Origin of the sequence: Pseudoduganella plicata, assembly GCF_004421005.1 — a bacterium.
GTDB lineage: Bacteria > Pseudomonadota > Gammaproteobacteria > Burkholderiales > Burkholderiaceae_D > Rugamonas > Rugamonas plicata.
Genome location: NZ_CP038026.1, coordinates 1,432,062 through 1,447,276, shown reverse-complemented (window position 1 = coordinate 1,447,276; position 15,215 = coordinate 1,432,062). Strand labels below are relative to the sequence as shown.

The following is a 15,215-nucleotide window of genomic DNA, read 5'->3' as shown; positions in this document are numbered from 1 at the left end:
ATGGAACTCTCCATAGAACAGGAACCGTTCGGCCAGACGCCGGACGGCGTCGCGCTGAGCCTCTACACGCTGCGTAACCGCAGCGGCATGGTCGTGAAGATCACGAACCTGGGCGGCATCATCACCGAGCTGCACGTGCCGGACCGGCATGGCAACCTGGCCGACGTCACGTTCGGCTTCGATACGCCGGAACCGTATTTCAGCGATTCGCCATACTTCGGCGCGCTGATCGGCCGCTACGGCAACCGCATTTCGGGCGGCCGCTTCCAGCTGGACGGGCGCACCGTGCAGCTTGACGTCAACAACGGTCCGAACCACCTGCACGGCGGCTCGAAAGGCTTCGACAAGGCAGTCTGGCATGCGGTCCCCATGGTGGGCGACCTGTCGATCGGCCTGAAGCTGACGCATACGAGCCCCGACGGCGACCAGGGCTACCCCGGCAACCTGGAAGTGACGGTCACGTACGAGCTGAACGACGCCAACGAGCTGCTTGTCAAATACCACGCGACCACGGACCAGGCCACGCCGGTCAACCTGACGCAGCACGCCTACTTCAACCTGGCCGGCAAGGGCACGGTGCTGGACCACGAACTGCAGATCAATGCGGACCGCTACACGCCCATCGACAGCAATTCCATTCCGCTGGGCCAGCTGGCGCCGGTGGAGTACACGCCGTTCGACTTCAGGAAGCCCCGCCGCATCGGCCAGGGCATCGATGCCAACGACGAGCAGCTGAAGAACGGCCTTGGTTACGACCACAACTTCGTGCTGAACAAGGCCGAATCGAAAGTCCTCGGCCTGGCCGCCACCTTGCGCGACCCGGCTTCCGGCCGCGTGCTGGAGTTGTACACGCAGGAGCCTGGCGTGCAGTTCTACAGCGGCAACTTCCTGGACGGGTCGCTGTCCGGTAAGGGCTGGACGTATGGCCATCGCGAAGCGGTCTGCCTGGAACCGCAGCATTTCCCCGATTCGCCGAACCGGCCGGAGTTCCCGAGCACGATCCTGCGGCCGGGCGAGACGTATTCCACCCGGTCTCTTTACAGGTTTACGATCCAGAACTGACGCGCCGCGGCACAAGCGTCAGGAACGGTACGGGCGCGATACTGCGGGACGGATGTCCCGCAGTATCGCGCCCGTCTTTTTTCGTTCTGATCGGCGCCTTTCCGCCATTTTGTGCAGAGTCGATATCTTTTTCTATATCGCAGCCAATTTTTTATTCATTGGAAAGATATCGTTGACCGTTCTACCATGCTTCAATCGCAGCCCGTCGAGGACAGCCACGCGTCGGGCCTTGGCACAACATGGAGGAATGCATGTCAGAGACAAAGAAGAATGTAAAGCTGCGCTCGGCCGAGTGGTTCGGCACGCAGGACAAGAACGGTTTCATGTACCGCAGCTGGATGAAGAACCAGGGCATTCCCGACCATGAGTTCCAGGGCAAGCCGATCATCGGCATCTGCAATACCTGGTCGGAACTGACCCCCTGCAACGCCCACTTCCGCAAGATCGCCGAACACGTCAAGAAAGGCATCATCGAGGCCGGTGGCTGGCCCGTCGAGTTCCCCGTGTTCTCCTCCGGTGAATCGAACCTGCGTCCCACCGCGATGCTGACCCGCAACCTGGCGTCGATGGACGTCGAGGAATCGATCCGCGGCAACCCGATGGACGCCGTCGTGCTGCTGGTCGGCTGCGACAAGACCACGCCGGCGCTGCTGATGGGCGCCGCGTCGTGCGACATCCCGGCGATTGTCGTCACCGGCGGCCCGATGCTGAACGGTAAACTGAACGGCAAGAGCATCGGCTCCGGCACCGCCGTCTGGCAGCTGCACGAGCAGGTCAAGGCTGGCGAGATCACGATGCACGACTTCCTGGCCGCCGAAGCGGGCCACTCGCGCTCCGCCGGTACGTGCAACACGATGGGCACCGCATCCACGATGGCCTGCATGGCCGAGGCGCTGGGTACGTCGCTGCCGCACAATGCCGCCATTCCCGCCGTCGACGCGCGCCGCTACGTGCTGGCGCATATGTCCGGCATGCGCATCGTCGACATGGTGTGGGAAGACCTGCGCCTCTCTAAAATCCTGACCCGCGAAGCATTCGAAAACGCCATTCGCGTCAACGCGGCCATCGGCGGTTCGACGAATGCCGTCATCCACCTGAAGGCGATTGCCGGCCGTATCGGCATCGACCTGGAACTGGAAGACTGGACCCGCATCGGCCGCGGCACGCCGACCGTTGTCGACCTGCTGCCGTCCGGCCGCTTCCTGATGGAAGAGTTCTACTACGCCGGAGGCCTGCCGGGCGTACTGCGCCGCCTGGGCGAAAACGGCCTGCTGCCGCACAAGGATGCCCTGACGGCCAACGGCAAGACGATCTGGGAAAACAACCAGGATGCGCCGATCTACGACGAAGAAGTGATCCGTCCGATCGACAATCCGCTGATCGCCGACGGCGGCATCTGCATCCTGCGCGGCAACCTGGCGCCGCGCGGCGCAGTACTGAAGCCTTCCGCCGCATCGCCGCACCTGATGCAGCACCGCGGCCGCGCGATCGTGTTCGAGGACTTCGATCACTACAAGACCCGCATCCTCGATCCGGACCTGGACGTCGATGAAAACTGCGTGCTGGTCATGAAGAACTGCGGCCCAAAAGGCTATCCGGGCATGGCGGAAGTGGGCAATATGGGCCTGCCGCCGAAGATCCTGGCCAAGGGCATCAAGGACATGGTGCGCATCTCGGACGCGCGCATGAGCGGCACCGCCTACGGTACGGTCGTGCTGCACGTGGCGCCGGAAGCCATGGCCGGCGGCCCGCTGGGCATCGTCCGCGACGGCGACATGATTTCGCTGGACTGCGCCGGCGGCAAGCTCGATCTGGAGATCTCGGACGAAGAGATGAAGCAGCGCCTGGCCACCCGCGCCGAAACGCAGGTGGCGGGTGCCAAGTCCGGCTACCAGCAGCTGTACATCGATCACGTGCTGCAGGCGGACGAGGGCTGCGACTTCGACTTCCTCGTCGGCATGCGCGGTTCCGCCGTACCCAAGCATTCCCACTAATCAGAACGAAGTGCCGCGATGACAGCCGGACCCGGTCCCGCTGTCATTGCGCGCCTTTAAGGAGATACCATGCTGTTAGTTCAATTCAAGGCCAACGATGCCCGCCATGTCGGCATCCTGGAAGACGACACCATTCGCATCATCGACGGCTTTTCAACCACCTACGCGCTGGCACAGGCGGCAATCCGCAACAAACAGAAGCTGGCCGAGCTGGCGCAGTCCGCCGCCGGCAACAACACCGTCGCCTTTGCCGACGTCACGCCGCTGCCGCCACTGGACCATGAAGACCCGGCGCACTGCTACGTCACCGGCACGGGCCTGACCCACCTGGGCAGCGCCGACGCGCGCGACGCCATGCACAAGAAGATCGGCGGCGACGTCGAAACGCTGTCCGACAGCATGAAGATGTTCCGCCTCGGCGTCGAAGGCGGCAAGCCTGCCGCGGGCAGCGCCGGGCCCAGCCGGAATGGTTCTACAAGGGCGACGGTTCGATCGTCGCGGCCAGCGGCGAAGCCCTGGCCATGCCGGACTTCGCGCTGGACGGCGGCGAAGAGCCTGAAATCGCGGGCCTGTACGTCATCGGCGACGATGGCCAGCCTTACCGCGTCGGTTACGCCATCGGCAACGAGTTCTCGGACCACGTGACCGAGCGCCAGAACTACCTGTATCTCGCGCACTCGAAGCTGCGCGCCTGCGGCGTGGGCCCGGCGCTGCTGGTGGGCGAGCTGCCTGAACATATCGACGGCGTCTCGCGCATCCGCGACGCGGCCGGCAACGTGCGCTGGGAGAAGGCTTTTGTGAGCGGGGAGAAGAACATGTCGCACACGATCGCCAACCTGGAACACCATCACTTCAAATACCAGCTGTTCAAGCGCCCGGGCGACGTGCACGTGCACTTCTTCGGTACCGCCACCTTGAGCTTTGCCGACAATGTGCAGGTCGCGCCGGGCGAAACGTTCGAGATCGAGGCGCCCGCATTCGGCCCGGCACTGCGCAACAAGCTGGCCGTCATCGAAACGCAAGTCGCAAAGGTAACCGCATTATGAGCATCACTGGTGAAGCACTGATCGGCGGCGTCGCCGTCCGTGGTACGGGCAAGCACTTCAAGGCCTTCGATCCGAGCAAGCGCGAGGAACTGGAACCGGCATTTTATGCCGTCGACGAAGCCCAGATCGACCAGGCCTGCCAGCTGGCGGCCGCCGCGTTCGACACCTTCCGGGCCACGTCCAACGAGGAGCGTGCGCGCTTCCTGGAAACGGTGGGCGAGCAGATCATGGCCATTGGCGATGAACTGATCGTGCGCGCCATGGCTGAATCGGGCCTGCCGCGCGTGCGCCTGGAGGGCGAGCGTGGGCGTACCGTCAACCAGCTGCGGCTGTTCGCGGAGATGCTGCGCGAAGGCTCGTGGGCCGACGTGCGTATCGACAGCCCGCTGCCGGAACGTACGCCACCGCGTCCGGATCTGCGTCTGCGCATGATCGGGCTCGGACCCGTTGCCGTGTTCGCGGCGTCGAACTTCCCGCTGGCGTTTTCCGTTGCCGGCGGCGACACGGCATCGGCCTTCGCGGCCGGCTGCCCCGTCGTGCTGAAGGCGCATTCCGCCCACCCCGGCACCTCCGAGCTGGTGGCGCGTGCCGTCATCAAGGCCGTGGAACTGTGCAAGCTGCCGGCCGGCGTATTCGCGCTGCTGACGGGCACGGGCCGCCATATCGGCCAGGGCCTCGTCGCGCATCCCGCCATCCAGGCCGTCGGCTTCACGGGTTCGCGTGGCGGCGGTACGGCGCTGATGGCCGTGGCGGCCGCGCGGCCGCAGCCGATTCCCGTGTATGCGGAAATGAGCAGCATCAATCCTGTGTTCCTGCTGCCGGGCGCCATGGCGGCGCGCGGCGAGCAGATCGCCCAGGGCTTTGCCCAGTCGCTGACGATGGGTGTCGGCCAGTTCTGCACCAACCCCGGCCTCGTGCTGGGCATCGCCGGCCCGGAATTTGACGCGTTCGCGAAAACGGCCGCCGCCGCGCTGCAGAACGTGCCGGCCGCGCCGATGCTCACGCCCGGCATCGCCGGCAGCTACCAGGACGGCGTGCAGACGCTGGCCGCCCAGGACTGCGTCAAGACGCTGGCCCTGGCCGAGCAGGAAGAAGGCCGCGGCGCGCCCGCGCTGTTCGCCACGACCGCGGAGTCGTTCCTGGCCGAGCATGCGCTGCACGGCGAAGTGTTCGGTCCCGCGTCGCTGCTGGTCGCTTGCAAGGACGTGGCCGAAATGCGCGCCGTGACGGAACGCCTGGAAGGCCAGCTGACCGCGACGCTGCAGCTGGAAGACAGCGATATCGATGCGGCACGCGAGCTGCTGCCGTCGCTGGAGCGCAAGGTCGGCCGCATCCTGGCCAACGGCTTCCCGACGGGTGTGGAAGTGTCCACGGCGATGGTGCACGGCGGTCCGTTCCCGGCCACGGCCGATGGCCGCAGCACGTCGGTGGGCACGGCGGCGATCGGGCGCTTCCTGCGCCCGGTGTGCTACCAGAACCTGCCGCAGGCACTGCTGCCCGAGGCGCTGCGCGACGGTAACCCGCAAGGCATCTGGCGCCGTACCGACGGTGTGCTGGGCAAGGCGTGAACAGTAAAATAGAAGATCAAAGGGAGACATCAATGACAGAGTTGGCCAAGTTCGGCAGCCTGCGCGGCAAGCGCGTATTCGTCACGGGCGGCGGCACCGGCATCGGTGAAAGCATCGTCGCCACTTATGCGGAGCAGGGCGCGCTGGTGGCGTTCGTCGATATCGCGCAGGAGGCCAGCCTGGCGCTGGTCGAGCGCCTGAAGGCCGCCGGCCATCCGGCACCCGTCTACCGCTATTGCGACATCACCGACATCCCGGCGCTGCAGAAAACGATGGCGGAGCTGGCGGCGCAGATCGGCGACTTCGACATCCTCGTCAACAACGCCGCCAACGACCAGCGCCACAAGCCGGAAGAGGTGACGCTGGAATACTGGAACGAGCGCATTGCCATCAACCAGCGCCCGATGTTCTTTACCTGCCAGTCGGTGCTGGAAGGGATGAAGAAGAAGGGCGGCGGTTCCATCATCAATATCAGCTCGATGTCGTGGCATGCCAAGAACGGCGGCTATCCCGTCTATGGCACCACCAAGGCGGCCGTGATCGGCCTGACGCGCTGCCTGGCTCGCGATTTCGGCCCGTACGGTATCCGTGTCAACACGGTCACGCCGGGCTGGGTCATGACGCAGCGGCAGATCGACCTGTGGGTCGACGATGCCGCCGAAGCGGAAATCAAGCGGGCGCAATGCCTGCCGGGCAAGCTGATGCCGGAACACGTGGCGTCGATGATCCTGTTCCTGGGCGCGGACGACAGCGCCATGTGCACGGGCCAGGAATTCATCGTGGACGCGGGCTGGGTGTAAGCGTTGGCAGTTCAGCTGGCGTCTAGCTCAGCTGGCGTCCAGTTCAGCCCGAGTCCCATCGCGGTGCCAGGCACTGCGGTGGGACTCGGGCGCAGCCGTAGTTTCCGTTCGCTGTACGCCGCCCGCCTTGGGCGGCGCTTTCACCGTTACGACTATGACCCTGACCCGCATTCTCGGCGTGGCCGCCTGCGTCGTCGCACCGATCGCCTGCGCGCAAAGCGATACCGTCAGCAGCCCTGATGGCAAGCTTGCCGTCACGGTTAACGCCGGCGCCAACGGCACCATCACCTACCGCATCAGCCGAGCCGGCCAGCCCGTACTGGGCGACTCGGCGCTCGGGCTGACGTTCGACGGCGTCGACCTGTCCGCGAACCTGAAGCCAGCCGGTGCAACCGCCGTGCAACCTGTCAGCGACAAGTACGAACTGGCCGGAGGCAAGCGTCGTCATGTCAGCTATGCCGCCAACGAGCGCACCTGGCATTACACGAACCCGAAGAAGGCCGCGCTGGACGTTACGTTCCGCGTTTCGAACGACGGCGTCGCATTTCGCTACAAGGCCACGGGCGGCAGGCTGGCGTTCCGGGACGAGGCAACCGGTTTTGCGCTGCCGGCCGGATCGAAGGCGTGGCTGCAGCCGATGTCCGTGGCGAAGACTGGCTACCAGCGCACCAATCCGTCCTACGAAGAACACTATCGCATGGGCATCCCCGTCGGCACGCCGGCCCCGTTGGGCGCGGGCTGGGTGTTTCCGGCGCTGTTCCGCACCGGCGACACGTGGATCGCCATGACGGAGGCGGGCATGGACGGCGATTTTCACGCGTCGCGCCTGGCGACCGCGTCGCCGGGTGGCGTGTATCGCATCGCCGGCCCTGCAAAAGAGGAGACGTATCCCAATGGCGCACTGCTGCCCAGCGCTCAGGGCAGCCTGACGACGCCATGGCGCGTGCTGGCCATCGGCTCGCTGGCGACCGTCGTCAACTCGACGCTGGGTACCGACCTGGCGCTGCCGGCGCCCGGGCCGGTACCCGACTGGGTCAAGCCGGGTCACTCGTCCTGGAGCTGGGCCATCCTGAAGGACGACTACACCAACTTCGAGACACAGAAGCAGTTCATCGACTACGCAGCGGACATGCACTGGGACTACACGCTGGTTGACGCTTACTGGGACAGGAAGATCGGCTACGACCGCCTGAAGGAACTGGCGACGTACGCGGCCACGAAGAACATCGGCATCCTCGCCTGGTACAACTCGGCAGGCAGCTGGAACGACACCGACATGACGCCGCGCGACCGCATGCTGACGCACGGGAGCCGCGTGGCCGAATTCAAGCGGCTGCGCGAGATGGGCGTCAAGGGCATCAAGGTGGACTTCTTCGGCGGCGACGGCCAGTCGATGATCCGCTACTACACCGAGATCCTGAAGGATGCGTATGACGCGCAACTGCTGGTGAACTTCCACGGCGCGACCCTGCCGCGCGGCTGGTCGCGCACGTGGCCGAACCTGCTGACGGCGGAAGCCGTGCGCGGTTTCGAGTTCACCACGTTTACCCAGGAAGACCAGGATGCGATTGCCCCGCATGCGGCGATGCTGCCGTTCACGCGCAACCTGTTCGACCCGATGGACTTCACGCCGCTGGCGTTCGGCGACATCCCGAAAATTAGGCGCACCACGCGCAACGGCTTCGAGCTGGCCGAATCCGTGCTGTTCGTTTCCGGCATCCAGCACTTCGCCGAGATCCCGCAGGGGATGGCGACCGCGCCGGAGTACGTCAAGGCGCTGCTGCGGGAGCTGCCGCGCAGCTGGGACGACAGCCGATTCCTGGCGGGCGAACCGGGCAAGTATGCCGTGATCGCTCGCCGGGCCGGCGACGCATGGTATGTCGCGGGTATCAATGCGACCGACCGTGACCAGGCGCTGACGATGGACCTCCGGTTTATCGGCAAGGCGGGCCGGATCGTCACGGACGGCGCGAGCGAGCGGACGTTTGCCGACGCGCCGATCCGTGCCGGCAGGACGACGGGCATCGTGGTCAAGCCGAAAGGCGGCTTCGTCGCAGTATTCAAATAAGTAAAAACCTATAAAACCAAGGAGACAAGAAATGTTGAAACGTACGATCCTCGCCCTTAGCCTGGCCGCCTGCGGCACCGCGTTCGCCCAGGTATCGGTGACCATTGACGCCGCCAAGGCCGGTCCCGTCATCAACAAGAACATCTACGGCCAGTTTGCCGAGCACCTGGGCACCGGCATCTACGAAGGCATGTGGGTGGGACCGGAATCGAAGATCCCCAACACGAAGGGCTGGCGCAACGACGTGATCGGCGCGCTCAAGGAACTGCACGTCCCCCTGGTGCGCTGGCCGGGCGGCTGCTTCGCCGACGAGTATCACTGGAAGGACGGCGTCGGCCCGCGTGACAAGCGCCCCGTCAAGGTCAATACCAACTGGGGCGGCGTGGAAGAGAACAACGCCGTCGGCACGCATGAATTCTTCGACCTGGCCGAGCTGCTGGGCGCGGAAGTCTACGTCAATGGCAATCTGGGAACAGGCTCGGTGCAGGAAATGTCGGAATGGGTCGAGTACATGACGTCCGATTCCAAGTCGACCCTGGCGGAACTGCGCCGCAAGAACGGCCGCGACAAACCGTGGAAGCTGGACTATTTCGCCATCGGTAACGAGGCCTGGGGCTGCGGCGGCAACATGACGCCGGAACATTACGCGAACCTGTACCGGAATGCGGCCGCCTTCGTGCGCACGCCGCCGAATGCCAAGCCGAAGTTCATCGCCAGCGGCGGCCATGACAACGACATCCGCTGGTCCGACGTGCTCACAAAGGAGATCAAGCAGAATATCGACGGCATCAGCTTCCACTACTACACGATCCCGACGGGCAAGTGGGAAGTGAAGGGCGCGGCCACCGGCTTCAAGGAAGACCAGTGGGCCAGCACGATGAAGAACACGCTGGCGATGGATGGCCTGATCCGCAAGAACACGGCGCTGATGGACAAGAACGATCCCCAGAAGAAGGTGGGCTTGTTCGTCGACGAATGGGGCACCTGGTACGACGTGGAACCGGGCACGAACGCCGGCTTCCTGTACCAGCAGAACAGCCTGCGCGACGCCGTCGTCGCGGCGCTGAACTTCAATATCTTCCACGCCCATGCGGACCGGGTGCGCATGACCAACATCGCGCAGATGGTCAACGTGCTGCAGGCGATGATCCTGACGGACAAGAACCGCATGATCCTGACGCCGACGTACCACGCCTTCCGCATGTACGTGCCGTTCCAGGACGCGACGTCGCTGCCGGTGGCCATCAAGAACAACGGCAAGTACAGCGTGGGCAACGTGACGGTGCCGCAGGTCAGCGCGTCGGCCGCACGCGGCAAGGACGGCAAGGTGTATCTGGCGCTGGTGAATACGAATCCGAACAAGGCGGTCGACGTGACGGTGAATGTGTCCGGAGCACGCACCGGGAAGGCTGCCGGCCAGATCCTGACGGCGGCGGCGATGGACGCGCACAATACGTTCGAGGCGCCGGATGCCGTCAAGCCGGCGCCGTTCTCGGCCCAGGCCAGCGGAGGCAAGCTGACGGTCCAGCTGCCGGCGAAGTCCGTCATCGTCACCTCCGTGGAGTAAGCCATGCGCACATCGATGATGACGACGGCCCTGGTGGCCGCCGGCGTGCTGTCGCTCGCCGGTTGCGGCGGCAGCGACGGCGACACGGGCGCAACGACAGGCACGGCGACGAGCGCGATGACCAGCGCCGTGACAAGCGGCGGCGCGACGCAGGAAGCGGTGGCGCGTTCGCGCGCGTCGTTCACCGAGACTTCCGTGCACGACCCGTCCGTGATCCGGGCGAACGGCCGGTATTACGTCTTCGGCTCGCACCTGGCAGCGGCGAAAACGCCGGACCTGATGCACTGGACGAAGATCGCGGACGGCGTCAACCCCGCCAATCCGCTGATCCCGGACGTGGCGAACCAGCTGGCCGAGACGTTCGCGTGGGCGCAGACGTCGACGCTGTGGGCGCCGGACGTGATCCGCATGGACGACGGCAAATATTACATGTACTACAACGCGTGCAGGGGCGATTCGCCGCGCTCCGCGCTGGGCATCGCCGTGGCCGACCATATCGAAGGGCCGTACGTCAACAAGGGGATTATCCTGAAGTCCGGCATGTGGGGCGAGGTCAGTCCCGACGGCACGGTCTACGACGCGACGCGGCACCCGAACGTGGTCGATCCGAACGTCTTCCGCGACGCTGCCGGCAAGCTGTGGATGATCTATGGCTCGTACTCGGGCGGCATCTTTATCCTCCAGCTGGACAAGGCGACCGGCATGCCGCTGCCTGGGCAGGGCTATGGCAAGCACCTGATGGGCGGGAACCACTCCCGCATCGAAGGCGCGTACGTGCTGTACAGCCCGGAGTCGAAGTTCTACTACCTGTTTACGTCGTTCGGCGGGCTCGATGCCAACGGTGCCTACAATATGCGCGTGGCCCGCTCGCGCTATCCGGATGGCCCGTACGTGGACGGCAAGGGCACGGATATGGCAACCGTCAAATCCGACCCCACCAGGCCGCTGTTCGACGACGCCAGCATCGCGCCGCATGGCCAGAAACTGCTTGGCAACCACCAGTTCGCGCTGGCGGCGGGCGAGACGGGCACGCCGCTGGGCTACGTTTCGGCAGGCCACAACAGCGCGTTCTACGACGCGGCCACGAAGCAGCACTTCCTCGTGTTCCATACGCGCTTCCCGAATACGGGCGAGATGCACGAGGTGCGCGTGCACGAGATGTTCATCAACGACGAGGGCTGGCCCGTGGTGGCGCCGTTCCGCCACGCGCCGGCCGGCAAGGCCAAGGAAGACCCGGCTGCCGTTTCGGCCGCCATCGCGGCGGGTACGTACAAATACATCAACCACGGCAAGGACATCACGGCGGCGATCCGGCAGTCGCAGGTCGTCAGGCTGGGCAAGGACGGCCGCATCAGCGGCGCCGTCAGCGGCCGCTGGTCGTACCGCGGCAACAACCGCGTCAGCCTGGCGCTGGACGGCACCGCGGCACCTTACAGCGGTGTGCTTTCGCGCCAGTGGAACAGTAACGCAAACGCGTTCACCGTCACGTTCACGGCGCAAAATGCCGACGGCGTGTCGGTCTGGGGCGCGCGGACGGGCAATTGAAGAGGAACAGCATGAAACGGTTTAAGGCAATGGCGGCGGCCGCTTGCGTGGCGCTGGCGGTTACGCAGGCGGCGCACGCTGCGCAGGTGGGGGTGCACGATCCGGTGATGGCGAAGGACGGCGAGCGGTACTACGTGTTCAGCACGGGTCCCGGCATCACGTTCTACAGCTCGCGCGACATGAAGTCGTGGACGCCGGAAGGGCGCGTGTTCGCGGGCGAGCCGGCGTGGGCGAAAACGGCCGCACCGTCGTTCGACGGCCATATCTGGGCGCCCGACGTGCAGCGGCACAACGGCAAATACTACCTGTACTACTCGGTGTCGGGCTTCGGCAAGAACACGTCCGGCATCGGCGTCACCGTCAACAAGACGCTCGATCCCCGCTCGCCCGACTACAAGTGGGAAGACAAGGGGCTAGTGCTGCAGTCGGTGCCGGGGCGCGATGTATGGAATGCCATCGACTCCAACGTCATCGAGGACAAGGCCGGCAACGGCTGGATGGCGTTCGGCTCGTTCTGGGGCGGCCTGAAGCTCGTCAGGCTCAATGCCGACTGGACGCGCCCCGCGGAACCGCAGCAGTGGCGCACCATCGCCGCACGCGAACGCCCCGCGTTCACGCCGGACGAGGAGGCGGGTCCGGCCGAGATCGAGGCGCCGTTTATCTTCAGGAAGGGCGACTGGTACTACCTGTTCGCGTCGTGGGGCCTGTGCTGCCAGAAGGAGAAGAGCACGTACCACGTCGTCGTCGGCCGCGCGCGCGACGCCACCGGACCGTACCTCGACAAGGACGGAAAGGACATGGCGAAGGGGGGCGGCTCGCTCGTCATCAAGGGTGACAAGGATTGGGTGGGCCTGGGTCATAACGGCGCCTACACCTTCGACGGCCGCGACGTGCTCGTACTCCACGCCTACGAGACGGCCGACCAGTACCAGCAGAAGCTGAAAGTCCTCGACATCAAATGGGACGCGGCAGGGTGGCCCGTGGTCGATCCGAAGCAGCTGAACGGCTACCAAAGCGTGCTGCTGCCAGCAAGATAAGCCACCACCGCCGAGTTCGTGACAACATCGGGGTCAGGCACGAAACCTGTCACGAGTCCGAACAGGGTGGAGCTCGCAATGATACAGCTGAGCCTGCTGACAGTTTTTGTGCCTGACCCCGGGGTTGTCACGGGCTCGGCTTTAGGGGTCCGATGATGAGTAGCCTGTTGCGTTTGTTTGGTGGCGCTGTTTTGTGCTCTGCCCTTTCCGCTTCCGCGGCCGAGTTGTTTCCGCTGCGCGACGTGCGCCTGGCTGACGGCCCGTTCCTGGAGGCGCAGCAGACGGACTTGCGCTACCTGCTGGCGCTCGATGCGGACCGTCTGCTGGCGCCGTTCCGCCGCGAGGCGGGTCTGCCGCTGGCGAAGGCCAGCTATGGCAACTGGGAGGCGTCGGGCCTCGATGGCCACATGGGCGGGCATTACCTGTCCGCGCTGGCGCTGATGACGGCGTCCACGGGCGATCCGCAGGTGCGCGAACGGCTGGCCTATTTTGTCGCGGAGCTGAAGAAATGCCAGGGCGACGACGGCTACCTGGGCGGAATTCCCGGCGGCGATGCCGCCTGGGCGGAGATCGCGCAGGGCAGACTGCATGCGGATAATTTCAGCGTCAATGGCAAATGGGTCCCGTGGTACAACCTGCACAAGACGTTCGCTGGCCTGCGCGACGCGTGGCTGTACGCCGGCAACGAGGACGCCCGGGCGATGCTGGTGAAACTGTCCGACTGGGCGTTGAAACTGACGGCAAAGCTGAGCGACGAGCAGATGCAGGCGATGCTCAGGAGCGAACATGGCGGCATGAACGAAGTGCTGGTCGACGTGGCGACAATGACGGGCGACATGAAGTACCTGCACCTGGCGCGGCGCTTCTCGCACAAGGGCATCCTGGAACCGCTCGCGAGGGGGGAGGACCGCCTGACCGGCCTGCACGCCAATACGCAGATCCCCAAGGTGATCGGCTTCGAGCGCATCGCGCAGGCGACGGGTGAACCCGGATGGGACGCGGCCGCCCGCACGTTCTGGCAGACGGTGGTGGGCAAGCGCAGCGTCGCCATCGGCGGCAACAGCGTCAAGGAGCACTTCCACGACAGCGCCGGCTTCGCGCCGATGATCGACGAGGTGGAAGGGCCCGAGACCTGCAATACCTACAATATGCTCAAGCTGACGGCGCTGCTGTTCCAGCGCCGGCCGGGCCTGGCGTACGCGGATTACTACGAGCGCGCCCTGTACAACCATATCCTCGCCTCGCAGCGGCCGGAGACGGGCGGCTTCGTCTACTTCACGCCGATGCGCCCGAACCATTACCGCGTCTACTCGAAGGTGGACGAAGGCATGTGGTGCTGCGTCGGTTCCGGCATCGAGAGTCATGCGAAGCATGCGGAGTTCATCTACGCGCATGACGGGAACGACCTGTACGTCAACCTGTACATCGCCTCCACGCTGGACTGGAAGGCGAAAGGCATCCGCATCAGCCAGCAGACCCGATTCCCCGACGAATCGACATCCCGCCTTTCGGTGCACGGAAGCGGCAGCTACGCACTGAAACTGCGCTATCCCGGCTGGGTGGCGCAAGACGCGATGCGCGTCAAGGTCAATGGCAAGGCGGTGGCAGCAAAGGCGGGCAAGGACGGCTACGTGCGCATCGAGCGCGCCTGGCGCGATGGCGATACGGTACACGTCACGTTGCCGATGACGACAAGGCTGGAGCAGATGCCGGACCGCTCGAATTACTACGCGGTCTTGCATGGCCCGATCGTGCTGGCGGCGAAAACGGCGCCGTTCCCGAACGAGAAGCTGAACTACTTCGCCGACGACTCGCGCATGGGCCATATCGCTCAGGGAGCCATGTGCCCGCAGGAGTCGGCGCCCCTCTTCGTCAGCGATACGAAGAACTTCATGGATCGGTTCCGCCCGGTGCCCGGCCAGCCGCTCACCTTCACGGCGCCAGGCCTCGTGCAGGGAGCGAACGTGCGCTTCATTCCGTTCTTTCGACTGCACGACTCGCGTTACATGCTCTACTGGCAGCACGCTACCCCGGCTGGCGCCGCCGGGCTGCGGGCGCAGACCGCGCGGGACGAAGCGGAGCGTATCGCACTGGCGAAACGCACCGTCGACCAGGTGGCGCCGGGCGAGCAGCAGCCGGAGGCGGATCACGGCTTCCAGGGCGAGGGAGCGGACGCCGGTGTCAACGCCGGGCGTCACTGGCGCCATGCGACTGGCTGGTTCAGTTACCGCCTCAACGACAAGGCCGGGGAGGGCAGGACGTTGCGCCTGACCTTCGCCGCAGCGGACGCGGGCCGCGCCTTCGACATCTTCGTCAACGGCAGGCTGCTGCGTTCCATGACACTGCAGCCGAACGAACGCGCGTTCTACGACGTGGACGTCGACGTGCCGGCGGGTGCCGCGCAGGACGGCACGCTGACCGTCAGGTTCGTCGCGCGCCCCGGCTCGCTGGCCGGCGGCCTGTATGGCCTCAGGCTGTTGCGTGCGCCATGAACGATATTCAAAAAGATATCACGTGCAACAAAAAAT

At 65.2% G+C, this 15,215-nt stretch carries 9 protein-coding genes and 1 pseudogene; all 10 read left to right on the top strand.

Annotated features, from left to right (window positions below):
• The 10 genes and pseudogenes from E1742_RS06280 to E1742_RS06235 all read left to right on the top strand — a co-directional run bounded on the left by E1742_RS06280 (position 1) and on the right by E1742_RS06235 (position 15,179).
• Complete coding sequence (locus E1742_RS06280) at positions 1-1,062, top strand: aldose epimerase family protein (protein ID WP_134384044.1); 1,062 nt, start codon at positions 1-3, stop codon at positions 1,060-1,062.
• 251 nt (positions 1,063-1,313) lie between these two features.
• Complete coding sequence (locus E1742_RS06275) at positions 1,314-3,056, top strand: IlvD/Edd family dehydratase (protein WP_134384043.1); 1,743 nt, start codon at positions 1,314-1,316, stop codon at positions 3,054-3,056.
• A gap of 69 nt (positions 3,057-3,125) precedes the next feature.
• A pseudogene (gene araD1 / locus E1742_RS06270) lies at positions 3,126-4,102 on the top strand (AraD1 family protein).
• Positions 4,099-5,670 (top strand): aldehyde dehydrogenase (NADP(+)), encoded by a 1,572-nt coding sequence (locus E1742_RS06265; protein WP_134384042.1) that lies wholly within the window; start codon positions 4,099-4,101, stop codon positions 5,668-5,670. The pseudogene araD1 and the gene E1742_RS06265 overlap by 4 nt, the downstream one beginning before the upstream one ends.
• A 32-nt stretch (positions 5,671-5,702) precedes the next feature.
• Positions 5,703-6,470 carry an SDR family NAD(P)-dependent oxidoreductase gene (locus tag E1742_RS06260; RefSeq protein ID WP_134384041.1) on the top strand — a complete coding sequence of 256 codons (768 nt, stop codon included), beginning with the start codon at positions 5,703-5,705 and terminating at the stop codon, positions 6,468-6,470.
• A 154-nt stretch (positions 6,471-6,624) separates the two neighbouring features.
• Positions 6,625-8,538, top strand: a complete 1,914-nt coding sequence (locus E1742_RS06255) for a glycoside hydrolase family 97 protein (protein ID WP_134384040.1) — start codon at positions 6,625-6,627, stop codon at positions 8,536-8,538.
• Positions 8,539-8,569: 31 nt separating this feature from the next.
• Positions 8,570-10,105, top strand: a complete 1,536-nt coding sequence (locus E1742_RS06250) for an alpha-N-arabinofuranosidase (RefSeq protein WP_134384039.1) — start codon at positions 8,570-8,572, stop codon at positions 10,103-10,105.
• Between the two features lie 3 nt (positions 10,106-10,108).
• Positions 10,109-11,650 carry a glycoside hydrolase family 43 protein gene (locus tag E1742_RS06245; protein WP_134384038.1) on the top strand — a complete coding sequence of 514 codons (1,542 nt, stop codon included), beginning with the start codon at positions 10,109-10,111 and terminating at the stop codon, positions 11,648-11,650.
• Positions 11,651-11,661: 11 nt separating this feature from the next.
• Entirely contained in the window at positions 11,662-12,687 is a 1,026-nt protein-coding gene (locus E1742_RS06240; RefSeq protein ID WP_134384037.1) for an arabinan endo-1,5-alpha-L-arabinosidase, read from the top strand.
• Between the two features lie 191 nt (positions 12,688-12,878).
• Positions 12,879-15,179 (top strand): beta-L-arabinofuranosidase domain-containing protein, encoded by a 2,301-nt coding sequence (locus tag E1742_RS06235; protein WP_307721911.1) that lies wholly within the window; start codon positions 12,879-12,881, stop codon positions 15,177-15,179.
• The last annotated feature ends 36 nt before the right edge of the window (positions 15,180-15,215 follow it).